Source organism: Sphingobacterium haloxyli (assembly GCF_002980525.1).
Taxonomy (GTDB): domain Bacteria; phylum Bacteroidota; class Bacteroidia; order Sphingobacteriales; family Sphingobacteriaceae; genus Sphingobacterium; species Sphingobacterium haloxyli.
The window spans coordinates 1-15058 of sequence record NZ_PVBQ01000023.1 but is presented as its reverse complement, the minus strand read 5'-3'; the positions used below and the strand labels follow the sequence as shown (position 1 = coordinate 15058).

At 41.5% G+C, this 15058-nt stretch carries 14 protein-coding genes; 10 read left to right on the top strand and 4 right to left on the bottom strand.

Annotated elements, in window-relative coordinates:
• Window positions 1-24: 24 nt before the first annotated feature.
• Both C5745_RS18725 and C5745_RS18720 read right to left on the bottom strand, forming a co-directional pair.
• Window positions 25-2376, bottom strand: coding sequence for a TonB-dependent receptor (locus C5745_RS18725; protein WP_105718546.1), 2352 nt, complete (start codon window positions 2374-2376; stop codon window positions 25-27).
• 136 nt (window positions 2377-2512) lie between these two features.
• Window positions 2513-2965 carry a GNAT family N-acetyltransferase gene (locus C5745_RS18720; RefSeq protein WP_105718545.1) on the bottom strand — a complete coding sequence of 151 codons (453 nt, stop codon included), beginning with the start codon at window positions 2963-2965 and terminating at the stop codon, window positions 2513-2515.
• A gap of 235 nt (window positions 2966-3200) precedes the next feature.
• Between C5745_RS18720 and C5745_RS18715 the strand changes: the two genes are divergently transcribed.
• Window positions 3201-3689, top strand: a complete 489-nt coding sequence (locus tag C5745_RS18715) for a hypothetical protein (protein WP_105718544.1) — start codon at window positions 3201-3203, stop codon at window positions 3687-3689.
• A gap of 49 nt (window positions 3690-3738) precedes the next feature.
• Here C5745_RS18715 and C5745_RS18710 read toward each other — a convergent pair whose 3' ends face one another.
• Window positions 3739-4197 carry an SRPBCC family protein gene (locus C5745_RS18710; protein ID WP_105718543.1) on the bottom strand — a complete coding sequence of 153 codons (459 nt, stop codon included), beginning with the start codon at window positions 4195-4197 and terminating at the stop codon, window positions 3739-3741.
• Window positions 4198-4651: 454 nt separating this feature from the next.
• Between C5745_RS18710 and C5745_RS18705 the strand changes: the two genes are divergently transcribed.
• The 7 genes from C5745_RS18705 to C5745_RS18675 all read left to right on the top strand — a co-directional run bounded on the left by C5745_RS18705 (window position 4652) and on the right by C5745_RS18675 (window position 12258).
• Window positions 4652-6145: a gluconokinase gene (locus C5745_RS18705; protein WP_105718542.1), complete on the top strand. Its 1494-nt coding sequence runs from the start codon at window positions 4652-4654 to the stop codon at window positions 6143-6145.
• 18 nt (window positions 6146-6163) lie between these two features.
• Window positions 6164-7483 (top strand): gluconate:H+ symporter, encoded by a 1320-nt coding sequence (locus C5745_RS18700; RefSeq protein WP_105718541.1) that lies wholly within the window; start codon window positions 6164-6166, stop codon window positions 7481-7483.
• 122 nt (window positions 7484-7605) lie between these two features.
• Complete coding sequence (locus tag C5745_RS18695; RefSeq protein WP_105718540.1) at window positions 7606-7923, top strand: hypothetical protein; 318 nt, start codon at window positions 7606-7608, stop codon at window positions 7921-7923.
• A 297-nt stretch (window positions 7924-8220) separates the two neighbouring features.
• Window positions 8221-9789: a PAS domain-containing sensor histidine kinase gene (locus C5745_RS18690; RefSeq protein ID WP_165793145.1), complete on the top strand. Its 1569-nt coding sequence runs from the start codon at window positions 8221-8223 to the stop codon at window positions 9787-9789.
• Between the two features lie 94 nt (window positions 9790-9883).
• Window positions 9884-10156, top strand: a complete 273-nt coding sequence (locus C5745_RS18685; RefSeq protein WP_105718538.1) for a hypothetical protein — start codon at window positions 9884-9886, stop codon at window positions 10154-10156.
• A gap of 372 nt (window positions 10157-10528) precedes the next feature.
• Window positions 10529-11041: an isopentenyl-diphosphate Delta-isomerase gene (idi, locus tag C5745_RS18680; RefSeq protein WP_105718537.1), complete on the top strand. Its 513-nt coding sequence runs from the start codon at window positions 10529-10531 to the stop codon at window positions 11039-11041.
• A gap of 35 nt (window positions 11042-11076) precedes the next feature.
• Complete coding sequence (locus C5745_RS18675; RefSeq protein ID WP_105718536.1) at window positions 11077-12258, top strand: metallophosphoesterase; 1182 nt, start codon at window positions 11077-11079, stop codon at window positions 12256-12258.
• A 9-nt stretch (window positions 12259-12267) separates the two neighbouring features.
• Here the strand turns inward: C5745_RS18675 and C5745_RS18670 are convergent, their stop codons facing one another.
• Complete coding sequence (locus C5745_RS18670) at window positions 12268-12969, bottom strand: SIR2 family NAD-dependent protein deacylase (protein ID WP_105718535.1); 702 nt, start codon at window positions 12967-12969, stop codon at window positions 12268-12270.
• Between the two features lie 169 nt (window positions 12970-13138).
• Between C5745_RS18670 and C5745_RS18665 the strand changes: the two genes are divergently transcribed.
• Together C5745_RS18665 and C5745_RS18660 are read left to right on the top strand one after the other, a co-directional pair.
• Complete coding sequence (locus C5745_RS18665) at window positions 13139-13798, top strand: YiiX/YebB-like N1pC/P60 family cysteine hydrolase (RefSeq protein ID WP_207795850.1); 660 nt, start codon at window positions 13139-13141, stop codon at window positions 13796-13798.
• A gap of 95 nt (window positions 13799-13893) precedes the next feature.
• The gene (locus tag C5745_RS18660; RefSeq protein ID WP_105718534.1) at window positions 13894-14943 is read left to right on the top strand and encodes a Gfo/Idh/MocA family oxidoreductase; all 1050 of its coding nucleotides are present in this window, start codon (window positions 13894-13896) and stop codon (window positions 14941-14943) included.
• The last annotated feature ends 115 nt before the right edge of the window (window positions 14944-15058 follow it).

The following is a 15058-nucleotide window of genomic DNA, read 5'->3' as shown; positions in this document are numbered from 1 at the left end:
CTGAATTAAATATAACATTTAAAATCAAAAATCAATCCGGTAACTTAGGTTAAACAACGAGTTAGCAGCATAAAATGGTTCTATTTTTCCTGTGATGATATTATATTTATGAGTAACGTATTCTCTTTGCCTTGTCGCATTCACACTTTTTACGGCAAATTCATGTGCTACGCGCGTACGATTCATTTTATAGCTTACTGAAAAATCACCGATAAACATGGGAGAGAATTGTTTTGAATACATTTGACTCTCATCGTATTGTACTTCCTTATCGGGATGAGTTAAAGTAGGGGCTTCGTCAATAGGTGTGTATCGCTGCCCGCCCACTACGCTCGCCTTCAAATTAACGCCAAACATGTCCCGACCGAGCATCCATTCTTTTCCTGCTAAACCATTCACGACAAAATTGCGGTTGTACCGTGTGTTATACCAGATATTGTTCCCTGCCTTATATTTCGAATCGAATAGAGAAGCCGTTAACATATAATACATTCCTTTTGTGAAATATTTTGAAAAAGTGACGTCCACACCGTAATTCTGTGCCTTTCCTTTGCTGACAAGTATCTCAGTCATATAAAACTCGTTGCGGTTTAAGATAGAATAGGCACCCGATTCCGTGATAGGGATATCGTACAACGATTGAAAATAGGGTTCTATTTTCAGAATCATATCTTCTGAAATACGATAATCATAGGCTAGTATCCAATGATGACTTTTGGTGAAATCCAGCACTTTGTTTGGGAAATCATCATGCATATCTTTCACGAAATATACGTCGGGCTTTTCCATACGGCTATGTAACCCGTATGCTACTGCAAAAGAGTTTCTTGAAGATGCTTGCCATTTCAAACCGACCCTGGGCTCTACGCTGGTATTTCCATTTAAAGCAAGATGTTGTACATTCAATCCTGCCGTGAGGGTGAATTCTTTATCAATATGAATCTGTGAGGTAGAATAAGCCGAAATGAGGTTTGTACTTTCTTTTGAATGGGCAAAATTCGCTAACGGTTGTCCAAAAAACGGCGTAAAATCTAGGTTCATACCATAACGGATATTGGTAAGCGTCAAGCCGCTTTCATTGCTGTGTTTAGCGTTGAACTTATGGTTTAACGCAGAAGTAAAAACGATGTTAGTCGTGTTGGCTATTAAATCCGTTTTTGGACTTTTTTGTTCGTCCAAATCATAAAATTCTTCCGAAATATGGTTGTCCAAATGCGTGGTCGCAACCGTTGTTTTAAGGGACGTTTTTCGATTACCGAAGAAGTATTTGTGTGATAAACCCAGCGCACCCGATTTCTGCTGGGCCGAAGAAAGAATACCTTCATCTAAATATTTCCTTTCTGTGATGTTATCTAAAATTGGGGCTGCCTCATCTATCAGACCGACGCCCCATACGGAGAAAGTTCCTGCATTTTGGGTTGGAAAGTTAAACTTGAAATTCAAATCTTGATAACCTAGCGTTCCTCCTATATCTTTTTTACATTGCATTTTTTCGAGAAGACCGGTGGTAGAATAACGGTAGTTGATGATGTAAGAAGAATTATTGGATTTGCTGATCGGGCCTTCCGAGGCGAAATCAATCCCTAAAATGCCAAGCTGAAAGGCGTGCTGGTATTTCCTGCTGTTTCCGTTGCGCAGCTTCATATCGAACACACCGGAAACTGCATTGCTATATCCGGCCGGGAATGCACCGATGAAAAAATCAGAATTACTCAACACATTGCTACTCAATGCCGATAGAAAACCTCCTCCCAACACGTCGATATCCGCAAAATGATTCGGATTGGGAATTTCTATATCTTCCAAACGCCATTGTAAAAGACTGGGTGCATTGCCCCGAATGGAAATCCCGTTATTGGAAACACTTGGCGTTGTGACTCCGGCCAAATTGCTTACCAAGCGTGCAGGGTCGTCCATACCACCCGCAAATCGTCCCGCCTCTTCCGTGCTGAACATCTGTGCTCCCAATGTCGCCATTTTATTTAGAGGCTCGGCTTTGTTTATTTTTGGTGTAACAACGATTCCCTCTAATGAAGTTAATTTTTCTTTTAACGCGATTTCCAGATAGACTTCTTTCGCCGAGCTCACCAATACCTCTTTGGTAATGATCGTTTCATACCCCATAAACGAGGTATGCAAATCATGCCGACCTACAGGTACGTTATCGATTATGAACTTTCCTTTAACATCTGTGGTGGTTCCTTTATGCGGTAGTTCGGATAAAACGACCGATACAGCGGGCAAAGGGATTCCTGACGCTTGATCGATAACCACACCACGTATGGTCTGTACTGGGTTATGCTTTGCAGAAAGCTGAAGGGAAAATAAAAGGTATAAAACAACTCCATATAATTTTGACTGCTGCGGCTTTTTCATTTTTCTTCTTATGTTGCTTTGCGACGAAAGTAACTTATAGAGAAAGGCGCCTGCAGATTATGAGACGAAACCGGCTTATTTGTATATTAACAAAGTATTTAATGATAGCGAGCATCCTACTAAGACTTATAGATTATTAAAAGTCAACAGATACATTGATCCATTCTGGATCAAACTGCGCGTTGTATTTTTTGTAGAAGTCGATTGCGGATTTGTTCCAATCCAATACTTGCCACACGATTCCGTTGTATTTTTTGGCTTTGCTATATGTAATTAATTCATCTAGAAGCTTTTTCCCAATTCCTGCTCCACGCATAGCTTCGGTAACTATTAGATCTTCCAGATACAGTCGACGCCCCTTCCAGGTTGAATAGCGGTCATAATACAGAGCAATACCGACGATTACGCCATTTATCTCAGCCACCAACGCCCCCCAGATAGGTTTCGCGCCAAATCCGCACTCTACCATCTCCGCTAAAGTGATAGTTACTTCGTCGGGTGCCTTTTCATACAAGGCAAGTTCTTTAACCAGTTCCAATATACGTGGACAATCTTCTTTTTCTGCTTCTCTTATCTTTAGGTGCTGCATATATGAAATATAGATCGATTTTTACCTAACAAAAAGACGAATTTACGAATTACCTATAGATTTTCTTATCATCCAAGCTGATCAACGTGGTAATAATGCCAGCGGTTTTGCCTTTCAGAAGTTTGCGTATAACTGAAAGCTCAAATTTAAGGTTGCTCAAAAAGTTTTTCAATGTGTTTTAGCAATAAATCTCTTGTTTATTTATACCTTTATATATTACTCAATTCATTTTAATATGAAATTCAATTCTATAGCTATCTTTTTACTTCTTTTTATGGGTATAGCTTGCGCGCAGAGTGTCGACCATAAACTTGATGGCACATGGCATGTAACTTCGAAAACAGACACAGAAGCACAGGACGGCACCGTAATTGATCTTGATGAAGAGATGTATGAAAAGGGTGAGAAAACCTATCATTTCGCGGGTAACACTTTAACCATAACAGAAGGGTTTGGGAACCACAAAAAGAAGTTACCAATAAAAGTAACTGGCGATCAGTTATTTATAGGAAAACACAGAAGAAATAAGGAGCCATACGAAATTGCAATGAGTGGAAACCGATTGGTGTTAACCAAAATTAAAATCAAGAAAAAGAAGGGTAGAAATCAACGAACAATAGAGGTTGTAACCTTAGAAAAGCAGCGTAGTATCCACTGCCAACGGTGTGGTTCGTCCCTAGTATTTCCCGTTTATAGATCAAGTCACCAATATCGTAATTTCTAGTAGATCGATAGCCGGATCCATGATTTTCTTTATAGCTTCGCCTTTCGATTTACTTCTCTGCAATTTCCTTTAGCTTGTTTAAGGCATTGGGATAAGTACGGCTGAAATAGTCGAGATATTCCTCTGTCGTGTCCATATCTACTGTTACCGTTGTGATGCCGTTATTCTCCCGAAAGCTGTAGTTTTCGTGTCCACCTGCCCAGTTCTCCACTTCCTCTCCTGTAGTTACTTCGGTATCACCATCCAAAAAGCCATAGTGGCGGATGGAAATAAATTCGGCCGGTCTGTGTTCTACAATTTCAGATACCATTCCGCCCTTTTTGCCGTTTTCATCTGTGCCAACGAAATGGATTTTACTCCCCTTGTCCCAATTTCCTTCATAGGTGGATGTAGGGTTAAAGGCCGACGTCCAATGATCGTACGTCGTCTTATCGTTTAAGCCCAGCATCGCTTCATATACGTGTTGAGCCGATGCGTTAATTTCTTTTGTGAATTGTAGCTTTTTCATTGCTTTATGTTTTCGTTCTTAAAAAATGTCATTGTGGTTGCATTTGTTACAACTTTCTCGGTCATTTATTTGCTTTGTACAAGTATACAGAAATCTCTGTTACTTAGAATTGCCCTGGGGCAAGAAATAGGACAATGGTCTCTTACTATACCCCGCAATATGCTGCCTTACTACCGTGATGCGGAACGGAATTTGCTTTCCACAAATGTAGTTAGATCCACTAATGTGGATATGTCCAGCTAGGGGCAGTTACATGCTTTTAACGTGTAATAATGAATAACCGATTCCTTGTGTGACAAAAATGTAGAGCAAATATTAGCGGGGATGGCGGATTTCTTCGTTATATTTGAGCTGCAAAATTGGTCCTTTTGTTAAAAAAAGGAATAAAAAAACTGGTTATAGATGATATACATGTCCGTACATTACATCGGGGCTCCGTTAAGATAAATAAAATATGATAATTGGTTTAGATATTGGCACATCATCTACAAAAGCTATCGCATTTGACCACACGGGTACAATCATTACGCAATACTGTGTAACATACCCTATTTTAATTCCGCAAACTGGTTATTATGAACAGGATCCATTGCAGATCTACGAGGCTTGCGTGTGCTCAGTTTCGGGGGTAATGGATGCTTTAAAAAATTATAAAGACGGACATCGCTTAGAAGGGATAGCCGTGAGCAGTGCTATGCATGGGCTTATCGCCATGGATGGAAAGGGGAATCATCTTACAAATTGTATTATCTGGGCGGACACACGTAGCCAGGATATTGCGGATAAGTTAAGAGGTACTTCAACAGGCCGCGAACTGTTTCGACAAACAGGGACTCCCATCCATCCTATGTCTCCCCTGTGCAAACTAATTTGGATGAATAAGCATACGCCAAGCACTTTTAGGGAAACCCATAAGTTTATTGGCATAAAAGAATACATCTTTTTCAAACTATTTGGCACCTACGTTGTAGATTATTCTATTGCTTCCGCCACGGGATTATTAGATATTCATGCGCTGCATTGGAGTGGGTTAGCATTACTGGAGGCTGGAATAACAGATGAGCATCTATCGTCCCTAGTTTCTGTAGATCACGTAATTAAAGTGGAGGATGAAGCGATGGCGCAGCAGTGGAAAATCCCCGTAGGAACACCTTTTGTGATCGGTGCTAGCGACGGATGTCTTGCTAATTTGGGAGTAGGTGCAACTAAGCCGGGTATTGCTTCTCTGACAGCGGGAACCAGTGGTGCTATACGCGTAGTGACGGATCAATCCAATACGGATATTAAAGAACGCGTTTTCAGTTACATACTTCGTCCCGGTGAATTTGTGGTAGGCGGCGCCATCAATAATGCCGGAGTCGTCCGAAGTTGGTTTCAAGATGAGTTTATGCCCGGCCGTTCCCGGTCATCTTCAGGTACTGATTCCTCCGTTTTATTTGATGACGAGGTCGGATCCGTCGCTCCTGGTTCGGATGGCTTAATCTTCCTACCTTATCTTACGGGAGAGCGTGCACCATATTGGGATGCAAAGGCAAAAGGTCTTTATTTTGGAATTCAGCTACATCACCGTAGGGCACACTTTGCACGTGCGGTGATTGAAGGGATGCTGTTCGCGTTGTATAGTGTTGGTATTGCTCTGGAAGAAACAACACAACCTATAGAAACTATCTATGCGAGTGGCGGCCTGGCACGTTCTGTACGTTGGGTTCAAATGCTTGCCGACGTATTTAACAAGCCGGTGCTTGTCAAAGAGAATGTAGAAAGTTCGGCATGGGGAGCGGCTATTATAGGAATGGATGCACTTGGCATACATGCCGCATACCTGTCGACCCATACGGACGATACATACAGTACACGATATTTCCCCGACGAGAATAACCATCGCATTTACATGCAAAACTTCCAGAGATTTGAACGTCTCTACCTTAAGTTGAAGGAAGAATTTTAAACATCTAATACTTGTGTTATGCCTTTAGTGATTGTGTTATGTGGAATAATTTTACTGCTATTATTGATAACGGTCGTAAAGCTCAATTCGATAATTTCTCTATTGATTACATCAATGGCAGTTGGTTTCGCTATGGGAATGGACGGGATGTCCATTATGAGGTCTGTCGAAGTCGGCGTTAGTAGCACCATGGGTCAGTTGGCGCTAATCCTTGCCTTCGGCGCAATCTTAGGAAGGTTGCTCGCTGATGGCGGGGCAGCACAGCAGATAACGGATGTTTTGACGAGGGTATTCGGCGTCCGAAATCTCCCCTGGGCAATGGTGCTAACGGGATTCCTCGTGGGAATCCCGCTCTTTTATAACGTAGGCTTTATCGTATTGGTTCCGTTTGTTTTTATGGTTTGTCGATCGAATAAACTTCCTTTACTTTACGTGGGCATCCCATTGCTTGCCGCGCTATCTGTCACACATGGCTATCTGCCACCGCATCCCGGAGCGACAGCTATTGCGATCATATTTCAGGCAGATATTGGGTTAACGATGATCTATGGAATGATCGTCGCCATACCGGCTATTATTATAAGCGGTCCCCTTTTCGGGCGCTTCTTGAAATCTATACCTACCAATCCACCTGAAGAACTATTTGCGCCTAAACCGGAACTCCAGACACCTTCTCCGGGGTTCGCAATAAGTATTCTCACTGGACTGTTCCCTGTCCTTCTCATCGCATTGGGATCATTTGGCCCTATGTTTCTACCCGAAAACTCTCGTATTCTCTATGTCGTACAGTTCCTTGGGGATCCAGTATTTGCTTTACTTTTAGCGGCTCTATTGGCTATGTATACAATGGGAATAAGACAGGGCAAGAGTTTAAAGCAGCAGGCTGCGAGCATTGAAGATGCCTTACGTGGTGTGACTATGATACTGTTTATTATCGGGGCATCCGGTGTGTTTAAGCAAGTCCTTGTGGACAGTGGCTTGGCCACGTATATTACTGAAATCACCGCTGACCTTACGTTGTCGCCGTTAGTTTTGGCCTGGGCGATTGCTGCTATTATACGATTGGCGATTGGATCGGCTACTGTCGCCGGGCTTACGACCGCCGGGATTATGTTACCGATCCTAGAATCTTCACACAGTAGCCCAGAACTCATGGTGCTGGCTACCGGAGCAGGAAGCCTGATGTTCTCGCATGTAAATGATACCGGGTTCTGGATGTTTAAAGAGTACTTTGGTTTGAGCATGCGGCATACTTTCCTATCCTGGTCCATTATGGAAACATTGGTTTCTGTTATTGGCTTATTGGGCGTTCTACTTCTGAACTTGTTTGTTCGGTAGATGACAGGATTATCGTTTCTGGTTTTTCAGGGTCTGTTAAGTTTTTAGTTGCTTTGGATTAAAACTGCTATGCTTCGAGAACGGCAATTTTTAATTGTGAAAACTGTACCTTCGTCTTAATTATGGCATACACAAAAGAAAGAAAAAAGCTGGAGAAGCTTTCGGAAAAAATTGCAGGTCTACAGAACTACGATGATAAGAGCTTAACGGTCATTACGGACATATACGATCAATACTCACATACCGTACGTATATTAAAAAACAAAGATGCAGAAACATTTAGGGAGCTTTATTTAAATGAATTGCAACAGGTTAAAGAATTTAAAAGACTCCTAAAAGTGGGTGAAGAAGAAGACCGTCAAGTCAATTTCATCAACTACAAAACAGCCCTATCAGACGCTCTAAAGAAAACTATACAGGCGGCTAACACCACCATATAGGTCGGTTTGGGGACAGCAATTAGCGTCGGTGGATGTCGTTTTTTAGGAGGACCTGATTTCTCGCTCATAGTAAGGTTTTTTTTGGTTCATAACTCTTATTTTCTTCGACTATTTCATGAAACCGAGACGGATCCGGATGAACTTTCTTTTCTTGAGATTGTTCACAACAAGTGGCAGCTAGACGTCCTTTATCAGAAGCTTTCTGTACGGCAATAGCTGCTACGTTATTATTTGAAGTTTAAAGAAATGTAAATGGAAAACCGGGATTCTCAGGAACAGCAACGAAGGTTTAGCCTTATGAGACGAAAAGCCGAGCAACTACTAATATCTGCTCCTTTGGAGAAAAGCCTGACCGCGGAAAATGAAATAGCTCGTTTGCTGCATGAGCTTGAAGTATACGAACTGGAATTGCAGGTGCAAAACGAGGAACTGGAAGCATCGTTCAAGACTCTTCAAATCGAGCGTTCGAAGTTTTCTGCGCTTTTCGATTCAGCTCCTGTGGGTTATTTTATCTTAGATCGCAATGGCGTCGTACAGGCGATCAATCAAAGCGCCGCCAAATCGATAGGAACTGATGCCAGCAAAATCTTACATCAAAATTTCGCCGTCTTTGTCTCTCCTGACTGCTGGCTTCTATACTACGCCTTCTTGAAGAGTATGACGGAGATCGGGCAGCGACGGGAATGTGAGATCAAGTTAAAGGTCAGTGAAAATAAAACCATTTTTGCCCATCTCAACGGTGTAGCGGCGCTACAACCTGTTAGCAAAGACACCTTATATTACACAACTTTGATGGATGTTACGGAAGCAAAGTTCGTTCAACAGAGACTTCTGGAAACTAGCGAAAGGTTGGACTTAACGCTACGGGCTTCCTATACGGGTACTTGGATGGCTAAGCTTGGCGCTCCCGGTAGCATCTTTTTAGATGATAATAGTAAAGACATCTTGGGAATTTCGCCGGACGATCCACGTCAATCAATCGATTCTTTAACTAAACGTCTTGTGAAAGAAGATCGCCCCAAACTTGGACAGTTGTTGAAAAATTTTAGTAGCGGTTGTGAAGTAGACCTCGAACTTCGGCTGTTGCCTGTCGATGCGACGTATAAAGTAATTACTGTTAAAGGTACCGTGGTGGAATCGGTTGATGGATCTCGTTATTTTGCAGGTATTCTTAATGATATTACCGAGAGGAAAAGGCATTTTACTCTCGAAGAAGACCGCAAGAAGCAGCAACAAAGGTTGATTCAAAGGGCAACGATAGAAGTACAGGAGAAGGAACGTGAGAGAATAAGCGGTATCCTTCATGACAGTGTGTGTCAGATGCTCTATGGTATCCGTTTTAATCTTGCACATATTAAAAGGCAGCTTTCGCTCAACAATAAATTAGATAGTGTCGATTCACTTCTTGAAGACGCCATCGGGCAGCTAAGGACGTTATCTGCTGAACTTAATCCATCAATATTAAAGGACTTTGGACTGGTAGCAGGTATCCGCGATATGATCCAGCGGCTAGGCAAATCCGGATTTACAGTTGAAGCTTCCATAGACCCGAGGATTGACGCGATTTCGAATGATGTCCAGCTTGACATCTTTAGGATTATTCAAGAGTTGCTTAACAATAGTATTAAATATTCCGGCACGGACCAAGCCACGGTGTCTGTGAATATGGAAAACAACGTGGTGACGATTTCTGTACGCGATCGTGGAAAGGGATTCGCTGCCAGTATCGAAGAGGAGTTAAAACGAGGCTCGGGACTTCGAGCCCTAAAAAATAGAGTGGCTATGCTTGGTGGTACCATGGTTATTTGCGGTGAAGGCGGAACAAGTTTTTCGATACGTTTCATCGCAAGTGACATAGCTCAGTAAAAATGAGGTAGAACATAAAGTTAAATTTCCGCAAATGAACGTGAACTACTTCATCTAATCTTTGTGCACTTTATAAGAAACAAACAAGACGGATATGACACAGCATAGCGAGAAAAAAAGCAAAACGCCTAAAGGAAAACCTGCCGGCACATCCAGGGATACCGCTGGACCAATCGAAGTCGATAGCGGTAAAATGAATGCGACAAAAAAGATAGAAAATAAATATCTAGACGAGCACGGCGAGCCGGCAGATAATGTCGATATGAAGAATGTAAATCGAAATACCGATAAAGAGATGAGTGATCTGAATTACAACCACATCTCAAGGAGTAATAACGCAACGTATCGGGAACAAGCTTTCCGGTAAAACTATTGAAATTCGAACCCTGGCCGTTTTAACGAGACACTTATAGAAGTGATCCTGAGGGGAACAACGTAATTTGCTATGGCATCTCAAAATCCGGCTACTGGAAATATAATTGGAAGCACTAGCTGAATCGTCGAAAATGACAGAAAATACACCGGAGCCGTTCGAGCAGAACCAATTATAGTCTCTTCTTGTACTTATTCGTTAGTAAAACAGGAATCTACACCCGCTCATAATCATTTGATAAGGCAAAATTGGGTTGGACAATCCAATTCTAAAACAGACAAAAGAAGGATAAAAAAACAATAGAGCGTTGAAGATATATCGAGAAGCATTAAAATATTGATCCGAAAACTCTTAACTGTACAAAAAATGGAACGAAATAAAGTAATACTGGTAGATGAAAATGACGTTGCTCTTGGCGAAATGGGAAAACTAGAGGCCCATAAGCAAGGACATCTTCACCGAGCTTTTTCAGTCTTTATTTTTAACGATAAAGGCGAACTTCTTTTACAGCAACGAGCAAACCATAAATACCACGGTGCAGGGCTATGGACGAACACTTGCTGTTCACACCCCCAATGGAACGAGGACGTACGACTTAGTGCAGCAGAACGTCTGATATTTGAAATGGGAATGGAATGTGATTTATCACCTTCCCACTCATTTATTTACAAGGCCAAAGTCGAAAACAATTTAATAGAAAATGAATATGATTATGTTTATATCGGTTACTCCAATGAAGAACCAAAAATAAATAAAGACGAGGTCCAAGACTATAAATGGATGAGCTTAAATGAAGTTCTCGATGATATAAATCAAAATCCGAAAAAGTATACTTCGTGGTTTAAAATCGCTCTACCTATTGTAATGCATAACCTCTAAAAAACCTATTGGGTATAATACCTGTTCTTATATATATGGTAAAAAGATTGTTTCTGTTTTTGATATTATGCTTGGTAAGTGATGTGTATTTTTACCAGGCTGTCACGACTTTATCGCCTAATACATTATTTCGAATCAGTTATTGGCTAATAGATATTTTACTGTTTATAGGCCTAATATCACTAGCTTTTGTTCGCAGGGTGCGTAATGACACGCAGCGTCTTATACAAATCTTGATAACAGCTGTGCTTCTGGTATTCATACCTAAAATACTTTCTTTCCCTATTCTTCTTGCGGAAGATGTTACACGCTTATGGCGAGGTTTCCCACCCCGTAGTTTTTATGTAAGTGAGATTACGGTTGTCATAGCATGTTTAATTTTTTTAATCGTTGTGTTTGGACTGACACGAGGCAAACATTTTTATAGATTAAGGAAGGAAACACTTCACTTTCCGGATTTACCAGAAGCGTTCGATGGATTCACAATTACGCAGCTCTCTGATATCCATTCCGGAAGCCTCACAAATATAAAAGGCGTGCAAAAAGGTATTGACCTCGCTAATGAGCAGCAGAGCGACTTACTTCTGTTCACTGGGGATCTGGTTAATAATCTCGCTACGGAGATGGAGCCTTGGGTGGAAGGATTCACAAAGCTAAGCGCTCCGTATGGTAAGTATTCCGTCCTTGGCAATCACGACTATGGAGATTATATCCGATGGGAAAGTAGCGCGGCAAAGGAAAAAAACATGCAACGGTTAAAGGAAATACATGCCGAAATCGGCTTTAAGCTCTTATTAAACGACGCAATCACCATAAATAAAAGTGGGCAGAGTATAGCTTTAATAGGCGTGGAAAACTGGGGGAAAGGTGGTTTTCACAAATACGGGGATCTGAAGAAAGCAGCTGCTAATGTTGCTCCAGAATCGTTTAAGATCCTCATGTCGCATGACCCGTCACATTGGGATGAAGTAACACTAGATCGTGGGCATCATATTCACCTAACGTTAGCGGGACATACACACGGTATGCAATTTGGTATTGAGCTTTTTGGTTTTAAATGGAGCCCAATTCAGTATATGTATAAGCAATGGGCAGGACTATATAGCCGAGATGGCAAATATCTGTATGTAAACAGAGGTTTTGGTTACCATGGTCTAAGGGGTAGAATCGGTGTCTGGCCAGAAATAACCGTCCTTACATTAAAGCGGATGTTATGATCGTCAGGCTTATACCATATCCCCACGCAACCTTTCACGTAGTTGCAGATCGAAATCCTTCACTCCGTCCGTGGCCCTCTTGGGGATCACGTGTATAGACGACTTACGAGGAATAGCATTTCCATGGGGGTCAATTACATAAATGGGAGTAGTGGCGGCTACATAATCAATTAAGGAAGCAGCCGGATAAACTTGTAATGATGTACCGATAACCAACATAATATCCGCCGTTAGCGTCTCCGCGACGGCCTCGTCCATCATCGGCACCATTTCCCCAAACCAGACAATGTGGGGTCGGAGCTGTACGCCGTCCACTCCCGTATCTCCTACAACCAAATCTTCAGACCAATCATAAATTAGCTGTTCGTTTTCTTCACTACGGACCTTGTTTAATTCCCCGTGTAGATGAATAACGCGGGATGACCCAGCTCGTTCGTGCAGATTATCGACATTCTGGGTGATGATACTTACCTCATGTTCCGCTTCCAATTGCTTTAAATAGAAATGCGCTGAATTGGGCTTCACGGATTTTAACTGACGCCGTCGTTGGTTATAAAAGTCCAACACCAACCTAGGGTTCTTTTTCCACCCTTCGGGCGTAGCTACATCCATAATGTCGTGGTTTTCCCATAGTCCATTAGCGTCCCGGAATGTAGAAATACCACTTTCCGCACTCATCCCCGCACCTGTCAAGACAACGATTTTCTTCATTTTGAATGATTTTGTTTTCACCGACTAAATTCAATTTCCTTGAAATCAAATTTAGTCATATTTTATGCTTTACGGTAACATCTCTTAGACGTTTTTATCATGCGTAACGGCGTTTCAGATTTGATGGATCTATTTTTTTGTAGTGAATTAATTCTATATCTTCGTTGCTATGATGAGACAAGCGATAATTTTGCTAGTGTTGATACTACAGATACTATGTGTCTGTGCGCAAGACAGCATAAATTATAAGGGGATAACCATCTGGCATGGTGATCTTTTATTTGTCGGCGCGCAGTCTAAAAATCTCTCGGGTGCAATCAACCGTGTTACACAACGGACAAGCAGCGCAGCCTTTGATCATATCGGACTGATAGAAATAGCACACGGGCTCCCCCATATTCTTCATGCAAGTAGCAAGAAGGGGTCTGTCAAAGAACCGCTGGACAGTTTATTAAAGAATAATCATGACGATGATAGGCTGTTTGCCATATATCGCATAGATAGCATTTATCAAAATGCTATTCCCGAGGCGATCGCAAGGGCGCGTCAAATGTTAGGCAAACCGTACAACTGGAGCTATACGTTGAATGACAGTTCCTATTACTGTTCAGACTTTGTAGAGCGGGCTTTTCGACACATAGCGCTATTTCAGTTGGAACCGATGACATTTAAAAATCCGAAGACGGGCGATTTTGATGAATTTTGGAAAATTTTCTATGCAAATCAAGGTCTGGAGGTACCTGAGGGTGAGTTAGGGTGTAATCCTAACGGTATGGCTGCCAGTAGGCACATCCACTATGTAGGTTCTTTTCACACGCGGGCCGAATAAGCTGTATGGTTTATTGGGATAGTAAGCTGGTAAAACGATTTTATTGTATATTAAGAATGAAATTTTTTAATTAGGTTTGATAATTAGACAACGTAATGCAAAAACAGAGAATTAATACAGGTATATTAAGCTTCGGGATGTCAGGACGTGTTTTTCACGCCCCATTTATCCATACTAATGATAATTTTAATTTTAAGGCGGTCGTTGAACGAACAACTAAAGCAGCAAAGGAAATCTACCCCGATGTTAGAAGTTACAACAGTGTTGCCGAATTATTAGCCGATGATAGTATAGAGCTGGTTATTGTCAATACGCCCAACTATACACATTTCGAATATGCAAAAGAGTCGCTAGAAGCAGGCAAACATATTTTGTTGGAAAAACCTGCTGTGGACAATCTTGATCAACTAAGCGAATTATCCGACATAAGCAAAAAGACAGGCAAGCAAATTTTTTTCTACCAGAATAGACGCTACGATAGCCATTTTATGCAACTGAAAGAGATTGTCGAAAGTGGTCAACTCGGTAAAATAGTAGAGGTACACATGCGTTTTGACCGCTACAATATGGCATTGGGACCCAAAGAATTCAAAGAAAAAAGTGAATATGTCTCAAGCGGCGTCGCGTATGATTTAGGGCCTCACCTGCTTGATCAAGCTTTTTCCCTTTTTGGAAAGCCTACTAAAATAATCAAAACAACCGCTATCAATAGACCGGAATCACAAGTACCTGATTTCTTTAATTTTCATCTGATGTATCCCGATAACCTACAAGTATTCTTGACTGGAAATCTCTTGGTGGCCGATCCACAGCCAGCCTTCGTCCTTCACGGATCGACAGGATCCTTTATTAAAAAAATGGTCGATGTACAGGAGCAACAGTTGATTGATGGTGTGCTACCCATCGCTCCAGAATATGGAATTGAACCAGAAGGAAACGAAGGGAGACTAACGGTTGTGGATGGTAATGGAGAAAAACAGGTATCATTGCTTCCAGCACGAAAGGGTAATTATAATCTCTTATTTAACGCAGTGTATAAAAGTTTGCGTAACCACGTAGCATATCCTATAACGATTGATCATATAAAATGGCAGATCGAAGCTCTGCAGGCTCCAAATTTTAGCATTATAGAGGAGGCTGTCTAAAAAGCCTTTTAAAAAAAGATCCCCGATACGGCAAAGTGTCGGGGATTTTTATTGTTTGTCCTAAAAAATGGTTATTTTTAGGTGCACCCAAACAATATGGCAAACATACTATTCA

Coding starts and splice junctions, on each gene's coding strand:
- C5745_RS18720 (WP_105718545.1), bottom strand. CDS start 2,965: ATGCAGCACCTAAAGATAAGAGAAGCAGAAAAAGAAGATTGTCCACGT.
- C5745_RS18710 (WP_105718543.1), bottom strand. CDS start 4,197: ATGAAAAAGCTACAATTCACAAAAGAAATTAACGCATCGGCTCAACAC.
- C5745_RS18700 (WP_105718541.1), top strand. CDS start 6,164: ATGCCTTTAGTGATTGTGTTATGTGGAATAATTTTACTGCTATTATTG.
- C5745_RS18670 (WP_105718535.1), bottom strand. CDS start 12,969: ATGAAGAAAATCGTTGTCTTGACAGGTGCGGGGATGAGTGCGGAAAGT.
- C5745_RS18705 (WP_105718542.1), top strand. CDS start 4,652: ATGATAATTGGTTTAGATATTGGCACATCATCTACAAAAGCTATCGCA.
- C5745_RS18690 (WP_165793145.1), top strand. CDS start 8,221: ATGAGACGAAAAGCCGAGCAACTACTAATATCTGCTCCTTTGGAGAAA.
- C5745_RS18665 (WP_207795850.1), top strand. CDS start 13,139: ATGATGAGACAAGCGATAATTTTGCTAGTGTTGATACTACAGATACTA.
- C5745_RS18660 (WP_105718534.1), top strand. CDS start 13,894: ATGCAAAAACAGAGAATTAATACAGGTATATTAAGCTTCGGGATGTCA.
- C5745_RS18725 (WP_105718546.1), bottom strand. CDS start 2,376: ATGAAAAAGCCGCAGCAGTCAAAATTATATGGAGTTGTTTTATACCTT.
- C5745_RS18675 (WP_105718536.1), top strand. CDS start 11,077: ATGGTAAAAAGATTGTTTCTGTTTTTGATATTATGCTTGGTAAGTGAT.
- C5745_RS18695 (WP_105718540.1), top strand. CDS start 7,606: ATGGCATACACAAAAGAAAGAAAAAAGCTGGAGAAGCTTTCGGAAAAA.
- C5745_RS18685 (WP_105718538.1), top strand. CDS start 9,884: ATGACACAGCATAGCGAGAAAAAAAGCAAAACGCCTAAAGGAAAACCT.
- idi (WP_105718537.1), top strand. CDS start 10,529: ATGGAACGAAATAAAGTAATACTGGTAGATGAAAATGACGTTGCTCTT.
- C5745_RS18715 (WP_105718544.1), top strand. CDS start 3,201: ATGAAATTCAATTCTATAGCTATCTTTTTACTTCTTTTTATGGGTATA.